Origin of the sequence: Allokutzneria multivorans (assembly GCF_039537405.1) — a bacterium.
Lineage (GTDB): Bacteria > Actinomycetota > Actinomycetes > Mycobacteriales > Pseudonocardiaceae > Allokutzneria > Allokutzneria multivorans.
This window is the reverse complement of record NZ_BAABAL010000013.1, coordinates 104,513-122,558: the sequence shown is the minus strand read 5'-3', so window position 1 is coordinate 122,558 and position 18,046 is coordinate 104,513. Positions and strand designations below refer to the sequence as shown.

At 69.7% G+C, this 18,046-nt stretch carries 1 protein-coding gene; it reads left to right on the top strand.

Annotated features, from left to right (window positions below; translation table 11 throughout):
* The first annotated feature begins 28 nt into the window (after window positions 1–28).
* Window positions 29–18,007, top strand: coding sequence for a type I polyketide synthase (locus ABD798_RS18780; protein ID WP_344876526.1), 17,979 nt, complete (start codon window positions 29–31; stop codon window positions 18,005–18,007).
* Window positions 18,008–18,046: the final 39 nt, after the last annotated feature.

Genomic DNA, 18,046 nt, shown 5'->3' with positions numbered 1-18,046 from the left:
CCCATCAGCTTCTCCGAGGACGGACGACATGGCGAACGACGACAAGCTCAGGGACTACCTCAAGCGCGTCATGGTGGACCTGCGCCAGACCCGCAGGCAGCTGGACGAGCTGGAGTCCAAGGACACCGAGCCCATCGCGATCGTCGGCATGGCCTGCCGCTACCCCGGCGGCGTCACGTCCCCGGAGGAGCTGTGGGAGCTGGTCGCCACCGGCCGCGACGCCGTGTCTCCGTTCCCGGCCGACCGGGGATGGGACCTCGAGGGGATCTACGACCCTGACCCCGACCGCGCGGGCAGGACCTACACCCGGCACGGTGGGTTCCTCGACGACGCGGCCGGGTTCGATCCCGCGTTCTTCGGCATCTCCCCGCGTGAAGCGCTCGCGATGGACCCGCAGCAGCGGCTGCTGTTGCAGACCTCGTGGGAGGCCATCGAGCGCGCGGGCATCGACCCGGCGTCGGTTCGCGGTGGCCAGGCCGGTGTTTTCGTTGGTACCAATGGGCAGGACCACGCCAGCCTGCTGCGCTCCGGTGACGAGGAGACCGAAGCGCACGCCCTCACCGCCAACACCGCCGCGGTGATCTCCGGCCGCATCGCCTACGCGCTGGGGCTCGAAGGTCCCGCGGTCACCGTCGACACCGCGTGCTCGTCGTCGCTGGTGGCGATGCACCTCGCCGCGCACGCGCTGCGCCAGGGGGAGTGCACGCTCGCGCTCGCCGGTGGTGCTACGATCATGGCTACCCCCAACACCTTCATCGCGTTCAGCCGTCAGCGCGGGTTGTCCTCCGACGGCCGCTGCCGCGCGTTCTCCGCTTCGGCGGACGGCACCGGCATGGCCGAGGGCGTCGGCGTGATCCTGCTGGAGCGCCTGTCCGACGCTCGCCGCAACGGTCACCCGGTGCTCGCGGTGATCCGAGGTTCGGCGGTGAACCAGGACGGCGCGTCCAACGGCTTGACCGCGCCCAACGGTCCTTCGCAGGAGCGCGTGATCCGTCAAGCGCTGGCCAACGCGCGGTTGACGCCGGAGCAGGTCGACGTCGTGGAGGCGCACGGCACCGCGACCGCGCTCGGCGATCCGATCGAGGCTGACGCGCTGCTCGCGACCTACGGCCAGGAGCACCCCGCTGATCGGCCGCTGTGGCTCGGGTCGATCAAGTCCAACATCGGTCACTCGCAGGCCGCCGCCGGTGTGGCCGGTGTGATCAAGATGGTGATGGCGCTCCAGCACGGGGTGCTCCCGCGGACGTTGCACGTGGATTCCCCGTCGCCGCACGTGGACTGGGCTTCGGGCAACGTCAGGCTGCTGACTTCCGCTGAGCCGTGGCCTGCTGTGGACCGTCCGCGTCGTGCGGGCATCTCATCGTTCGGGGCGAGTGGCACCAACGCGCACGTGATCATCGAGCAGGTCGTTCCTGAGGTTTCTCCTGCGCCCGCACCTCTTGCTGGGCCGGTGGCGTGGGTGCTGTCCGGCAAGTCCGACGCTGCTGTGCGCGCACAGGCTTCGCGCCTTCTGTCCTTTGTGGACTCTTCGGCCTCTTCGGTGTCCTCTGTGGACGTTGCGCTGTCGTTGGCCACCACGCGGTCGGCTTGGGAGCGGCGGGCTGCCGTTGTGGGCTCGTCGGTGGAGGAGCTGACCGAGGGCCTGCGCGCCGTCGCTGCGGCCGAGGGGTCCACGTTCGCGGTGGAGGGCGTGGCGCGTTCCGGCAAGGTTGGCTTCGTGTTCTCCGGCCAGGGCTCGCAGCGCCTCGGCATGGGGCAGGAACTGTTTGACACGTATCCGGTGTTCGCGGCGGCCTGGACGGAAGCCGTCAACTACTTGACGGTGGACGTCAAGTCACCCGATCTGGATCAGACCGGCAACGCCCAGCCCGCTCTGTTCGCCCTCGAAGTGGCTCTGTTCCGCCTGCTTGAGTCGTGGGGTGTCCGGCCGGATGTGGTAGCTGGGCATTCGATTGGTGAGATTGCGGCTGCTCACGTCGCCGGGGTGTTGTCGCTGGAGGATGCGGCGGCGTTGGTTTCTGCCCGTGCTCGGCTCATGCAGGCGTTGCCCATGGGTGGGGCGATGGTGGCGGTGCAGGCCTCGGAGGAGGAGGTTCTGCCGCTGCTGACTCCCGGTGTGGGGATCGCGGCGATCAACGGGCCGTCTTCGCTGGTGCTGTCCGGTGACGAAGAGGCTGTGCTGGCGGTGGTCGCGCAGTTCGCGGACCGGAAGTCGTCGCGGTTGAAGGTGTCGCACGCGTTTCACTCGCCGTTGATGGAGCCGATGGTGGAGGAGTTCGCATCGGCTCTGTCCGGGGTGAGGTTCAACGAGCCCCAGATTCCGGTTGTGTCGACGTTGACCGGGTCTGTGGTGGAACGCTATTCCATTGAGTACTGGGTTCGGCATGTGCGTGAGGCGGTGCGTTTCGCCGATGGCGTGCAGACGATGCGTGACCAGGGCGCGACGCGGTTCGTCGAGGTCGGGCCGGGTGGTGTGCTGAGCGCCATGGTGCAGGGCGTGCTGGATGACATCGTGGCCGTGCCGGTACTGCGTTCCGATCGGGCCGAGCCGCAGGCGTTCGTCACCGCGCTCGCGCAGCTGCACACGCACGGCGTGCACGTGGACTGGAGCGTCTTCGGCGGTACCAAGATCGACCTGCCGACCTATGCCTTCCAGCAGGAGCGTTTCTGGCTGGACAAGCCCGCGCCGGTGGTGGACGCCGCAGACGCGGAGTTCTGGGCGAGCGTCGAGCGCGAGGACGTGGCGTCGCTGGCCACCACGCTCGGGCTGAGCGCCGATGAGCTGGACGCCGTGGTGCCGAAGCTGTCCGCGTGGCGCAGGCAGCGGCACGAAGTGTCCACCGTGGACAACTGGACCTACCAGATCGACTGGCAGCCGCTTCCCGAGATCAAGACCGCCACGCTCACCGGTGAGTGGCTCGTCGTGGCGGAGGAAGGCGACGACCGCGCGGCAGCCGTCGCTCAGGGGCTCGGCGCTCGACTGGTCACGGACCTCGCCGACGTGACCGAGGCCGACGGAGTGCTCTCGTTCGGGTCCTTGACGGCTACCGTCAAGCTGGTTCGCGCGCTGGACGAAGCTGGCATCGAGGCGCCGCTGTGGTGCGCCACCGAGGGCGCGGTCCACGACAACCTCGACCCGGACCAGAGCATGCTGTGGGGCTTCGGCCGCGCCTTCGCACTGGAGCACCCGCAGCGGTGGGGCGGCCTCGTCGACCTGGGCGAGGACGTCGACGTGGGACTGCTCGCGGCGGTGCTCAACCAGTCGCGCGAAGACCAGGTCGTCATCCGCGACAACGGGGTCTTCGCCGCGCGCCTGAACAGGGTGCGGCGCGGGATCACCGAGCCGTGGACGCCGCGCGGCACCATCCTGATCACCGGCGGGACTGGTGCGCTGGCCGGGCACCTCGCGCGCTGGCTGGCCAAGGCGGGCGCCGAGCACCTCGTGCTGACCAGTCGCCGTGGCCTGGACGCGCCGGGGGCGGCCGAGCTGAAGGCGGAACTCGAAGCGTCCACCGAGGTCACCGTGCTCGCGTGCGACATGGCCGACCGCGAGGCCGTGGAAAGCCTGCTCGCGCGACAGAGCTTCACCGCCGTCTTCCACACGGCGGGCGTCGAGCAGTTCACGCCGTTCGACGAGCTGACCGACGAGGACTTCGCGCGCACGATGGGCGCGAAGGTCGCGGGTGCCAAGCACCTGCACGAGCTGCTGGGGGACCAGGAGCTCGACGCGTTCGTGCTCTACTCCTCGATCGCCGCCACCTGGGGCAGCGGGCAGCAGACCGCCTACGCCGCCGCGAACGCCTACTTGGACGGACTCGCGTACCAGCGCCGGGCGCGTGGGCTGGCCGCGACCTCGGTGGCGTGGGGGCCGTGGGGTGGGGGCGGCATGCTGACCGACTCCGACGAGGCGCAGCTGAGCCGCCGTGGCGTGAGCGCGATGCACCCCGACCTGGCCGTCTGCGCGCTGCGCCGGGCCTTGGACTCAGGTGAGACTGCGGTCGCGGTCGCCGACGTGGACTGGGGTCGATTCCTCGCGCCGTTCACCCTCAACCGGCCGAGCGCACTGCTCTCCGGCTTCACCAAAGTGGTTTCCAGCGAGGACAACGACACCGCGCCACTGGTGGCGAAACTCGGATCACTGTCCGCAGAGGACCAGATCGCCGCGCTGCTGGACATCGTGCGCGGCCAGGTCGCGGCCGTGCTCGGACACCGTGGCGCCGACGCCGTCGAGGCCGACCGGGCGTTCAAGGACCTCGGCTTCGACTCGTTGACCGCGATCGAGATGCGCACCAAGGTCGGCGCGGCGACCGGGCTGCCGTTGCCCGCCACGCTGATCTTCGACTACCCGAACCCGTTGGTGCTGGCGGAGTTCCTGCACGCTGAACTGTTCGGCTCCGCCAGCTCCACTACCCGCGTGGTGACGGCGTCGTCGGACGAGCCGATCGCGATCGTGGCGATGAGCTGCCGCCTCCCCGGTGGTGTCGCCTCGCCCGAAGCGTTGTGGCAGCTGGTGTCCGAGGGCGTCGACGCGATCTCCGGGTTCCCGGGTGACCGAGGCTGGGACATCGAGTCCCTGTACGACCCCGATCCCGAACGGACCGGCACGACGTACGCCCGCGACGGTGGGTTCCTGGCCGACGCCACGGACTTCGACGCCGCCTTCTTCGGGATCTCTCCGCGTGAGGCCCTGGCCATGGACCCGCAGCAGCGGCTCCTGCTGGAGGCCTCGTGGGAGGTCTTCGAGCGCGCCGGGCTGACCCCCGCGCAGGTCAAGGGCACGCGGACCGGGGTTTACGCTGGGCTCGCGTTCCAGGGCTACGGCACCGAGAGCAGCGCCAAGCCGGACGGCGTCGAAGGCCACCTGTTGACCGGTGGCGCGTCGAGCGTCGCATCCGGCCGCGTGGCCTACACCTTCGGCCTCGAAGGCCCGGCGGTCACGATCGACACCGCGTGCTCCTCGTCGCTGGTCGCGCTGCACCTCGCCGTGCAGTCGCTGCGCAGCGGTGAATCCGACATGGCGCTCGCGGGTGGCGTGTGCGTCATGGCCAGCCCCAACGTCTTCGTGGAGTTCAGCCGTCAGCGCGGGCTCTCACCGGACGGCCGCTGCCGGGCGTTCTCGGCCGACGCGGACGGGACCGGCTGGTCCGAGGGCGTCGGCATGATCCTTGTCGAGCGCCTCTCCGACGCGCAGCGCTTCGGCCACCCCGTGCTCGCCGTCGTGCGCGGTACCGCCATCAACCAGGACGGCGCCTCCAACGGCCTGACCGCGCCCAACGGTCCCGCGCAACAGCGTGTGATCCGCGAAGCCCTTGCCGCCGCCGGACTCCACGCGTCCGATGTGGACGCTGTTGAGGCGCATGGAACCGGCACCACGCTCGGCGATCCGATCGAGGCGCAGGCGCTGCTCGCGACCTACGGGCGTGATCGTGACCAGCCGCTGTGGGTGGGCTCGCTGAAGTCCAACATCGGCCACACGCAGGCCGCGGCCGGTGTCTCCGGTGTGATCAAGATGGTCATGGCGATGCGCAACGGCGTGCTGCCGCAGACGCTGCACGCCGACGAGCCGACGCCGCACGTGGACTGGTCGGCGGGCAACGTGCGGCTGCTGACCGAATCCGTGCCGTGGCAGGTCGACCGGCCGCGCCGCGCGGGCATCTCGTCCTTCGGCGCGAGCGGCACCAACGCCCACGCCATCATCGAGCAGGCTCCGCCGACCGAAGCGCCCAAGACGACGCCGGAGCCGACCGCCCCGGTCCCGTGGGTGCTGTCCGCCAAGAGCGCCAAGGCTGTGCGCGCGCAGGCGGCCCGTCTCCTGGAGCACCTGGCTGACCGGGACTGGAGCCCGATCGACATCGGGTACTCCCTGGACGGCCGCGCAGCGTTCGAGGAGCGCGCGGTGGTGGTGGGGAGCGACCGTGATCAACTGCTGGAGGGCTTGACGGCGCTCGCCGACGGAACCGCCGTCACCGGCACGGCGAGCACCAAGGGCAAGGTCGTCTTCGTCTTCCCCGGCCAGGGTTCGCAGTGGCAGGGCATGGCGGTGGAGCTGCTGGAGACCTCACCGGTGTTCCGCGAGCGCATCGCCAAGTGCGAGCAGGCGTTGGCGCCGTTCGTGGACTGGTCGCTCACCGAGGTCCTGTGCGGTGGTGAAGGCGCTCCGACAACCGACCGCGTCGACGTTGTTCAGCCGGTGCTGTGGGCAGTGATGGTGTCGCTGGCCGAACTGTGGCGGTCCTTCGGTGTCGAGCCCGCTGCGGTGATCGGTCACTCGCAGGGCGAGATCGCGGCGGCGGCCGTCTCCGGCGCACTGTCCCTTTCGGACGCCGCACGCGTGGTTTCCTTGCGCAGTAAGGCTTTGCTGGAGCTGTCCGGGCTCGGCGGCATGGTGTCGGTTGCGCTGCCGCTTGAGGACACCACCTCGCTGATCAGCCAGTGGGACGGTCGGATCGGCATCGCTGCCGTCAACGGTCCCGCCACCACAGTGGTTTCCGGCGACGCCGACGCGCTGGACGAGCTGATGGTGGTCAGCGAGGAGCGCGATGTTCGTGCGCGCCGGGTGAACGTGGACTACGCCTCGCACTCCGCGCACGTCGAGCGCATCGAAGAGCGGCTGGCCGAGGTGCTCGCGCCGATCGTGCCGCGCTCCGGGGGAGTGCCGTTCTACTCCACGGTGACCGGCGCCCTGATCGACACTGGCGAGGTCGACGCGGAGTACTGGTACCGCAACCTGCGGCAGACCGTGCTCATGCGCGAGGCGGTGGAGGCCGCGATCACCGACGGGCACGACGTGTTCGTGGAGAGCAGCCCGCACCCCGTCATGATCATGGCCCTCGAGGACACGATCGAAGCGTCCGGCACGGCCGCCGCCGTGGTGCCCTCGCTGCGCCGTGACCAGGGCGGATTGGATCGTTTCGCGCTCTCGCTCGGCCAGGCTTACGTGCACGGCGTGGTCGTCGACTGGTCCTCGCTGCTGCCTGGCGCGCGGATCGAGCTGCCGACCTACGCCTTCCAGCGCGAGCGCTTCTGGTTCGAGCGCGCCTCGGCCACGGTTGCCGCTGCTCCGGTCGACGAGGTCGAGTCCGGGTTCTGGGAGTCCGTCGAGCGCGAAGACCTCGACTCGATCGCGGAGACCCTGGGCGTCGGCGCCGACGAGTCGCTGAGCGCGATCCTGCCGCGCCTGTCCGCCTGGCGCAGGTCCCGCCGGGAACAGTCCGTTGTGGACAGTTGGCGCTACCGCGTCACCTGGAAGCCGCTGACCACCGCTCCGGCCGATCTGTCCGGCACGTGGCTCGTCGTGGCCACCGAACAAACCGCTTGGGTCGAATCGACCCGCTCGGCGCTGTCCTCCGACCTGGTGATCATCGACCGCGCCGCCGATCGCGCGGCCCTCGCGGCTCAGCTCCGCGAGCTCGGCCCGGTCGACGGCATCCTGTCGCTGCTGGCCGAGGACGCCGAGGTTGCCACTCAGCACAAGGATCTGTCGCAGGGCCTCGCGTCCACTGTGCTGCTCGTGCAGGCGCTGGGCGATGCGGAGATCGACGCGCCGCTGTGGTGCGCGACCAGGAACGCCGTCGCGGTCGGGCGCTCCGAGCACGTCGAAGAGCCCGTCCAGTCGCAGCTCTGGGGCTTCGGCCGGGTGGTCGCGCTGGAGCACCCGCGCCGGTGGGGCGGCATGATCGACCTCCCGGAGAACGTGGACGCCCGCATCGCCGGACGTCTGGCGGCCGTGCTTTCGCAGTCGGATGAGGACCAGGTCGCGGTGCGCGCCTCGGGTGCGTTCGGGCGGCGACTCGTTCGCGCGAAGTCCTCTTCGGACGGTCCTCAGTGGACTCCTCGCGGCACCGTGCTGATCACCGGCGGAACCGGTGCGCTTGGCGGGCACGTCGCGCGCTGGCTGGCAGAGGCGGGCGCTGAGCACCTCGTTCTGACCAGCCGTCGTGGCATCGAAGCTCCTGGCGCTGCTGAGCTGAGCTCGGAGTTGGAAGCGTTGGGCGCCAACGTGACCGTGGCCGCGTGCGACGTGACTGACCGTGATTCCGTGGCCGCCGTGCTCGCCGCACACCCGGTGAACGCTGTCGTGCACGCTGCGGGCATCGACAGCCACGCGATGATCGAGGACACCACGCTCGACGAGTTCGCGGACACGCTCTCTGCGAAGGTCGCGGGCGCCGTGCACCTGCACGAGCTGCTGGGCGATCAGGAGCTGGACGCCTTCATCCTGTTCTCGTCGGGCGCGGGCATCTGGGGGAGTGGCCGCCAGGGCGCGTACTCGGCGGGCAACGCCTTCATGGACGCGCTGGTCGAGCACCGGCGTTCGCGGGGGCTCGCCGGTCTGGCGATCTCGTGGGGCGCGTGGGCGGACGGCGGTATGGTCGCGCAGGGCGATGCCGAGGAGATCCTGCGTCGGCGCGGTGTCCACACGATGCCCGCCGCGATGGCGCTTTCCGCTCTGCGGCAGGCGTTGTCCGATGGAGAGACCACGCTGACCGTCGCCGCGTTCGACTGGGCGTTGTTCGCGCCGAGGTTCACGGTCAACCGCGCGAGCGCCCTGCTCGACGAGCTGCCCGAGGTCCGTCGTGCGCTGGAACCCGGTGACGAGGAGACTACGACCTCTGGCCCGACTCCTTTGGCGGCAAAGCTTTCCGGGCTCACGGTGGGAGAGCAGGACCGGCTTCTCGTCGAGCTCGTACGGTCGCAGGCCGCGAACGTGCTCGGGCACAACGGCGCCGCCGAAGTGGAGGCCGGGCGTGCGTTCAAGGAGTTGGGCTTCGACTCGCTGACCGCCGTGGAGCTGCGCAACAAGCTCAACGCGGCGACCGGCCTCAAACTGCCGACGACGGCGGTGTTCGACTATCCCAACGCCATCGCGCTGGCGGCGTTCCTGCGCTCCGAGCTGAGCGGGACGCGCGAGGTTGCCGTTGAGACGACGGTGACCGCCACGGACGAGCCGATCGCGATCGTCGGCATGGCCTGCCGTTTCCCCGGCGGCGCGAACTCGCCCGAAGAGCTGTGGCAGCTGCTGGAATCGGGTACCGACGTGATCTCGCGGTGGCCGGACGACCGCGGCTGGGACACCGAGGGCATGTACGACCCGGAGCCGGGCAAGCCGGGCAAGACCTACGCCCGCGACGGCGGATTCCTCTACGACGCGGCCGGGTTCGACGCCGGGCTGTTCGGGATCTCGCCGCGCGAAGCCCTGGCCATGGACCCGCAGCAGCGGCTGTTGCTGGAGTCCTCGTGGGAGGTCTTCGAACGCGCCGGAATCGACCCGATGTCCTTGAAGGGCAGCCAGACCGGCGTGTTCGTCGGCATGGCCTACCAGGGTTATGGTGCGGGCCTCGCGGAGCTTCCCGAGGGCGTGGAAGGCCACCTGCTGACCGGTGGCGCGTCGAGCGTCGTCTCCGGGCGCGTGGCCTACACCTTCGGGCTCGAAGGTCCTGCGGTCACCGTGGACACTGCGTGCTCGTCGTCGCTTGTCGCGCTGCACCTGGCTATTCAGTCGCTGCGCAGCGGTGAGAGCACGATGGCCATCGCGGGCGGTGTGAACGTGATGGCGGGCCTCACCGGCTTCGTGGAGTTCAGTCGCCAGCGCGGCCTGTCGCCGGACGGTCGCTGCAAGGCCTTCGCTGAGAGCGCCGACGGCACGGGCTGGGCGGACGGTGTCGGCGTTGTGTTGGTGGAGCGCCTTTCCGATGCACAGCGCAACGGACATCACGTGCTCGCTGTGGTTCGCGGTTCGGCGGTGAACCAGGATGGTGCGTCGAACGGGTTGACCGCGCCGAACGGTCCGGCTCAGCAGCGGGTGATTCGGCAGGCGTTGGCCTCCGCTGGGCTCGCACCGTCCGATGTGGACGCTGTTGAAGCGCACGGTACGGGTACCAAGCTCGGTGACCCTATTGAGGCGCAAGCACTTCTCGCCACCTATGGTCAGGATCGGCAGGGCCCGCTGTGGTTGGGCACGCTGAAGTCCAACATCGGCCACTCGCAGGCTGCTGCTGGTGTCGCTGGCGTCATCAAGATGGTCATGGCGCTGCGCAACGACTTGCTGCCGAAGACCTTGCACGTCGACGAGCCGACGTCCCATGTGGACTGGTCGACCGGTGATGTCCGCCTGCTGACCGAGGCCCAGCCGTGGCCTTTGGTCGAGCGTCCGCGTCGCGCTGGCATCTCTTCGTTCGGTGTGTCCGGCACGAACGCGCACGTGATCGTCGAAGAGGCTCCGGAGGTCGTTGCTCCTGCTCCGGTGGATGCTCCGGCTGAGGTCGCGTGGGTGCTGTCGGGTAAGACTTCGACTGCTGTCCGCGATCAGGCTTCACGGCTTCTGTCCTTTGTGGATGGTCGATCCGACGTCGCTGAGGTTGCTCGGGCGCTGGCCACGGGTCGTGCGGCGCTGGAGAACCGGGCGGCTGTTGTTGGCTCCGGCCGCGATGAGTTGCTGGACGGGCTGCGTGCGCTGGTGGCGGGGACGCCGAACTCGGGCGTCACGGTCGGGCGCGCGGACAGCGCGGGCAATGTGGCGTTCCTGTTCTCCGGTCAGGGTTCTCAGCGCGCTGGGATGGGGCGCGAGCTGTACGAGGCGTTCCCGCTCTTCGCTGCGGCCTTCGACGATGTGTGCGCGCACGTAGACGTGCACGGCGATCGGCCGCTGCGCGAGGTGGTGTTCGACTCAGCTGACTTGGGGCGGACCGAGTTCACGCAGCCCGCGCTGTTCGCTGTCGAGGTCGCGCTGTTCCGCTTGCTGGAGTCGTGGGGTGTGCGGCCGGATGTCGTCGCTGGGCACTCGATCGGCGAGATCGCAGCCGCGCACGTGGCCGGAGTGCTGTCCTTGGCCGACGCGGCGAAGCTCGTGAGTGCTCGTGCTCGGCTCATGCAGGCGCTGCCCGCCGGTGGCGCTATGGTCGCGATCCAGGCGACTGAAGAAGAAGTGACTCCTCACCTGTCGAGCCAGGTGAGCATCGCCGCGATCAACGGCCCGGACTCCGTTGTGGTTTCCGGGGTGGAGGACGCGGTCCTGACGGTCGCGGCGGCGTTCGCGGACCGCAAGACCTCGCGGCTCAAGGTGTCGCACGCGTTCCACTCGCCGCTGATGGAGCCGATGCTGGCGGAGTTCGCGCGCTCCCTGGAGGACATCGAGTTCACCGCGCCGCAGATCCCCGTGGTGTCGAACCTGACCGGCTCGCTGGTGGAGGCTTACACCGCCGAGTACTGGGTGCGGCACGTGCGCGAGGCCGTTCGGTTCGCGGACGGGCTTGACACCGTGCACGCGCAGGGCGCCAACCGGTTCGTTGAGATCGGCCCTGGTGGTGTGCTGACCGCGATGGCGCAGGGCTGCCTTGCCGACGTGGTCACCGTTGCGTTGCTGCGCTCGGATCGGCCGGAGACGCAGTCGATCACGCGCGCCGTTGCGCAGCTGCACACGCACGGCGTCGCCGTGGACTGGTCGGCGGTGTACCCGGGCGCGGGCGTGATCGACCTGCCGACCTACGCGTTCCAGCACGAGCGCTACTGGCTGATGCCGTCGGCGCCCGTCGTCCTGTCGGAAGACGGCGGGTTCTGGGACACGGTCGAGCAGGCCGACGTCACCTCGCTCGCCGAGACCCTCGATCTGCCTGCTGAGCAGCTGGAGGCGGTCCTGCCCCGGCTGTCTGCCTGGCGCAGGCAGCGGCGCGAGGAGTCCACTGTGGACAACTGGACGTATCGCGTGGACTGGAAGCCCTTGCGCGGTTTCTCCGCCAAGCCGCACGGCACATGGATCGTGCTCGCCACCGAAGAGACCGAGTGGACGACTGCGATCAAGGACGGGCTCGCCGCGCGCGGGCTTCGCGTTTACCCGATCACCGTTCAGGCGAGCGCTGACCGCAACACCATCACGCGTCAGCTCGTCCGCGCGGCCGAAGAGACACTGGTCGCGGGCGTCGTGTCGCTGCTCGGAGTCGACGAGCGACCGCACTCGGCGCTGTCCGTGGGTGCGGCGTTGTCGGTGCTGCTGGTGCAAGCCTTGGGCGACGCGGACATCCAGGCTCCACTGTGGACGGTGACCACCGAAGCGATGCCTGTTGGCGGAGTGGTGCCGAGCGCCGTCCAGAACGCGATCTGGGGCTTCGGCCGGGTGGCCGCGCTGGAGCACACGCGTCGCTGGGGCGGCCTCATCGACCTGCCGGGCGTTGTCAGCGACGGCGTGCTCGGACACCTCGTCGGCGTGCTCGGCCAGTCGACTGAGGACCAGGTGGCGATCCGGGAGAACGGCGTCCAAGGTCGCAGGCTCGCGCGACTGTCCACTAAGGATGGTGCACAGTGGACTCCGCGCGGCACGGTGTTGATCACCGGCGGCACGGGAGCCCTTGGCGGGCACGTCGGTCGTTGGCTGGCGAGCGCGGGTGCTGAGCACCTGGTGCTGACCAGCCGTCGCGGGCTGGACGCCCCGGGTGCCGCTGAACTGAAGGCCGAGCTGGAGGGCCTCGGCACGCGGGTCACCGTGGCCGCCTGCGATGTGGCTGACCGGGACGCGGTGGCGGCCCTGCTCGCCGAGCACCCGGTGAACGCCGTCGTGCACACGGCGGGCGTCGATCAGCTGGAGCCCTTGGCGGACATGGACTTGGAGTCCTTCGCCGATGTTCTCTCCGCGAAGGTCGACGGCGCAGTGCACCTGCACGAGCTTGCCGGTGAACTGGACGCTTTCGTGCTCTTCTCCTCCATCGCGGGGGTGTGGGGTGGCGGCCACCAGGCGGCTTACGCGGCGGCCAACGCGTTCTTGGACGGGCTCGCCGAGCGTCGGCGTGCGCAGGGGCTCGCGGCGACCGCCGTGGCGTGGGGGCCGTGGGATGACGGCGGCATGGCTTCGGGTGAAGAAGCCGGTGAGCGGCTCAGCCGCCGCGGCTTGGTCCGGATGCGTGCCGCGCTGGCGGTGTCGGCGCTGCGGCGCGTGATCGGTGTGCCTGCCGCGACCGTGGTCGACGTGGACTGGGAGCGTTTCATCGCGCCGTTCACGGTCGGCCGCCCGAGCGCGCTGCTCAGCGATCTCGTCGAGGTCAAGCAGGGTGAGCCGGAGCCGGTGTCGTCGCCGCTGGTGCACCTCACTGAGGCCGAGCTGGTGGAGTTGGTCCGCACGCACGCTTCGGCGGTGCTGGGGTATGCGGACAGCGGCGCGGTCGAAGCGGGCCGGGCGTTCAAGGACCTGGGCTTCGACTCGCTGACCGCCGTCGAGCTGCGCAACCAGCTCACCGCCGCGACCGGCTTGGCGCTGCCGCCGACGCTGGTCTTCGACTACCCCAACGCTCTCGCGCTGGCGTCGCACCTGCGCTCCGAGCTGAGCGGTGCCCGGGAGGTCGTTGTCTCGTCGGCGGCCACCGTGACGGACGAGCCGATCGCGATCGTCGGCATGGCCTGCCGCTACCCGGGCGGGGTCGACTCGCCCGAGGACCTGTGGAACCTGGTCGCAACTGGTACTGATGGGATCTCGGAGTTCCCCGAGGACCGTGGTTGGGACGTCGCGAACCTCTACGACCCGAACCCGGACAGCTCGGGCAAGTCCTACGTGAAGCACGGCGGTTTCCGGTACGACGCGGCCGAGTTCGACGCGGCGTTCTTCGGGATCTCCCCGCGCGAGGCCACGGTCATGGACCCGCAGCAACGACTGCTGCTGGAGACCGCGTGGGAGACCTTCGAGCGTGCGGGCCTCGACCCGGAGACCGTGCGGGGTACGCAGACCGGAGTCTTCGTTGGTTCGGGGTACCAGGACTACGCGGCCCAGGCCTTCAGCGCGGCCGATGACTCCGAGGGCTTCTTCGGCACCGGCAACACCGCGAGCATCATGTCCGGCCGCATCGCCTACACCTTCGGGCTCGAAGGCCCGGCCGTCACCATCGACACGGCGTGCTCGTCCTCGCTGGTCGCGCTGCACTGGGCGGTTCAGGCGCTGCGCAACGGCGAGTGCTCGATGGCGCTGGCCGGCGGCGTGATGATCATGGCAACGCCGCGTGCTTTCGTGGAGTTCAGCCGCCAGCGCGGGCTCGCGGAGGACGGGCGCTGCAAGGCCTTCGCCGCGGCGGCCGACGGCACGGGCTGGTCCGAGGGCATCGGCATGCTGCTGGTGGAGCGCCTGTCCGATGCCCAGCGCAACGGCCACAAGGTGCTCGCCGTGGTACGCGGTTCTGCGGTGAACCAGGATGGTGCGTCGAACGGGTTGACCGCGCCGAACGGTCCGGCTCAGCAGCGGGTGATTCGCCAGGCCCTTGCATCGGCCGGGCTCGCGCCGTCCGATGTGGACGCGGTGGAGGCGCACGGAACCGGCACGCGGCTCGGCGATCCGATCGAGGCGCAGGCGGTTCTCGCGACGTACGGGCAGGACCGCGCGCAACCGTTGTGGCTGGGGTCGCTGAAGTCCAACATCGGCCACACGCAGGCGGCTGCCGGTGTCGGTGGCGTGATCAAGATGGTCATGGCGATGCGCAACGGCTTGCTGCCGAAGACACTGCACATCGACTCGCCGACACCGAACGTGGATTGGTCGGCCGGGTCGGTGTCGCTGCTGACCGAGGCCGTGGCGTGGGAGTCCGACCGGCCGCGTCGCGCTGGCATTTCGTCGTTCGGTGTTTCCGGCACCAATGCGCACGTGATCGTGGAGGAGGCACCCACGTGCGATGCTGTTTCCGCGCGTGTGGGCCGATCGGGTGCGGGTGTCCCGCAAGACGCTGAGGACGTCGTCTCGTCGCCTGGTGACGGCGTGCTGCCGTGGGTGCTCTCCGGGAAGTCCGAGGCTGCCGTTCGTGATCAGGCCCGGCGCCTGCTGTCCTTTGTGGATGATCAGCACCCGGTGGACGTCGGCTTCTCGCTGGCCGCGACGCGCAGCGCTCTGGGTCACCGTGCCGCCGTGGTGGGTTCTTCTCGCGATGAGCTGCTGGAGGGCCTGCGGGCGCTCGCTTCGGGTGGGTCCGCGCCGGGCGTTGTGCGCGGTCGGCCCGGCGGCAAGATCGGTTTCGTCTTCTCCGGTCAGGGCTCGCAGCGGCTCGGCATGGGTGCTGAGCTGTTCGACACGTACCCGGTGTTCGCGGCGGCCTGGACGGAGGCCGTCAAGTACTTGACGGTGGACGTCAAGTCACCTGATCTGGATCAGACCGGCAACGCTCAGCCTGCGTTGTTTGCGCTTGAGGTGGCTCTGTTCCGCCTGCTGGAGTCGTGGGGTGTTCGGCCGGACGTGCTGGCGGGGCACTCCATTGGCGAGATCGCGGCGGCGCACGTCTCGGGTGTTCTCTCGTTGGAGGATGCGGCGGCGCTGGTGTCGGCCCGCGCGAGGTTGATGCAGGCGCTCCCGGCTGGTGGGGCGATGGTGGCGGTGCAGGCTTCGGAGGATGAGGTGCTGCCGCTGCTGGTCGACGGGGTGGGGATTGCGGCGGTCAACGGGCCGTCTTCGGTGGTGTTGTCCGGCGAGGAAGAGCCTGTGCTGGCGGTTGTGGCGCAGTTCGAGGGGCGCAAGACGTCGCGGTTGAAGGTGTCGCACGCGTTCCACTCGCCGTTGATGGAGCCGATGCTCGCCGACTTTGCCGCCGAGCTGGCTGGGATCGAGTTCCGGGCGCCTCAGATTCCGATCGTGTCGACGTTGACCGGGTCCCTGGTGGAACGCTATTCCGTTGAGTACTGGGTTCGGCACGTGCGTGAAGCGGTGCGGTTCGCGGACGCGGTGGAGACGGTGCGCGACCGGGGAGTGACGACGTTCGTCGAGGTCGGCCCGGGCGGCGTGCTCAGCGCACTGGTGCAGGGATGCCTCGCCGACGTGGTGACGATCCCGGTACTGCGTGCCGACCGCGCCGAACCGGAAGCGATCACCACGGCGCTTGCCGAAGTTCACACGCGGGGTGCCGCCGTGGACTGGGCCGAGGTCTTCGTGGGCGGGAGCAGGATCGACCTGCCGACGTACGCCTTCCAGCGCGAGCGCTACTGGCTGGACGCGCCGGAGCCCGAGGTGGGCGACGCCGTGGACAGCGACTTCTGGGAGACCGTGGAGCGCGAGGACCTGGCCTCGCTGACCGCGACCTTGGAGATCGGCGAGAACGACTCGTTCCGCGACGTGCTGCCGAGGCTCTCGTCCTGGCGCAAGCAGCGCCGTGAAGAGTCCGTTGTGGACAGTCTGCGTTACGGCATCACGTGGAAGCGCCTCGGCGACGGCGACACCTCGGCCTCGGGGCTGTGGCTGGTGCCCGTGCCCTCAGCGTTGGCGGATGACACCTGGGTGCAGGACTGCCTGCTCGGCCTCACCGATCACGGCATCACTCCGGTCCCGGTGCCGATCGACGCGGGCACGAACCGCGCGCTGGCCACGAAGGCGATCGCTGAGGCCGCGCGTGATCACATGGTCACCGGAGTGCTGTCGCTGCTCGGCGTGGACACCGACGGCGTCGCACTGAGCCTGGTGCTGGTGCAGGCGTTGGGTGACGCGCAGATCGACGCGCCGCTGTGGCTGGCCACAAGAAACGCGATGCCGGTGAACGCCTCCGATGAGCTGGAGAACCCGGCGCAGAGCCAGGTGTGGGGCATCGGCATGGTCACCGCGCTGGAGCACGCTTCGCGGTGGGGCGGTCTGGTCGACCTGCCCGCGAAGCTCGACGAGCGCGTGACCAAGCGCCTCGCCTCGGTGCTCGGACAGTCCACGGAGGACCAGGTCGCGGTCCGCGCGGCAGGCGTCTTCGGCAGGCGGCTCGGCGCAGTGTCCACACAGGACGGTGCACAGTGGACTCCACGCGGCGCGGTGCTGATCACCGGCGGCACGGGAGCCCTTGGCGGGCACGTCGCCAGGTGGCTGGCGAGCGCGGGGGCTGAGCACCTGATCCTGACCAGCCGTCGCGGGCTGGACGCGCCGGGAGCCACGGAACTCAAGGCGGAGTTGGAAAACCTCGGTGCACACGTGACCGTCGCGGCGTGCGATGTCGCTGACCGGGACGCTGTGCAGAGCCTGCTGGCTGAGCACACCGTCAACGCGGTGGTGCACACGGCGGGCGGCTCGGACGCGGCGATGCTCATGGACACCACGCCAGCCGAGTTCGCGGAGATGAGCGCGGCCAAGGTCGCGGGCGCGGTGCACCTGGACGAACTGCTGGGAGACAAGGAACTCGACGCGTTCGTGCTGTTCTCGTCGATCTCCGGCGTGTGGGGCGGCGGCGGCCAGGCCGCGTACTCCGCCGCGAACGCCTTCCTCAACGGGCTCGCGGAGAACCGGCGGCACCGCGGCCTCGCGGCGACCTCGATCGCGTGGGGGCCGTGGGCCGGCGGCGGCATGGTCGAAGCCACTGGCGACGAAGAGCGGCTCAAGGCTCGCGGCCTCACCGCATTGCGGCCGGAGCAGGCGATCACGGCTCTGCGCCGCGCCTTGGACGGCGGTGACACCACGGTCGCGATCGCGGACGTGGACTGGGAGAAGTTCATCGTCCCGTTCACGGTGAGCCGGGAAAGCGCGCTGCTGGGCGATCTCCCTCAGGTGAAGCGGGTCGAGCCGCAGGCGCCGGAGGTCGACGCCTCCGCGCTCGTCGCGAAGTTGTCCGGGATGTCGGAGTCCGACCAGGAACGCACGCTGATCGGGATCGTCAGCACGCACGTGGCGACGGTGCTCGGCCATCGGGGCACGGCGGCCGTGGAAGCCGACCTGGCTTTCAAGGAACTGGGCTTCGACTCGCTGACGGCGGTGGAGCTGCGCAACCTGCTCACCGGCGAGTCCGGGCTGACCCTGCCGGCCACGCTGGTCTTCGACCACCCGACGCCGAGGGCGCTCGCGCGGCACCTCCGCGAGGCGCTGCTGGACACGGCGGGCGGCGAGGTCTCCGTCTTCGAGGAACTGGACCGCCTGGAGTCGCTGATCGCTGGCGTCAACCAGGAGGAGGTCACGCGTTCACGAGTGCGGACGCGCCTGCAAGGACTGCTCGCCGCGCTCTCCGCTCCGGTCGTGGAGAACGGGGAACTGGAGTCCGCGACGGTCGACGACATTTTCGATCTGATCGACCAAGAGCTGGAAATTTCCTAGTTTTGCGCGACCTAACCTCGGTGCAGGCCGAGGGACGGG

What these genes read in the sequence shown, in the direction of transcription:
- ABD798_RS18780 (WP_344876526.1), top strand. Translation starts at nt 29, where the DNA reads ATGGCGAACGACGACAAGCTCAGGGACTACCTCAAGCGCGTCATGGTG.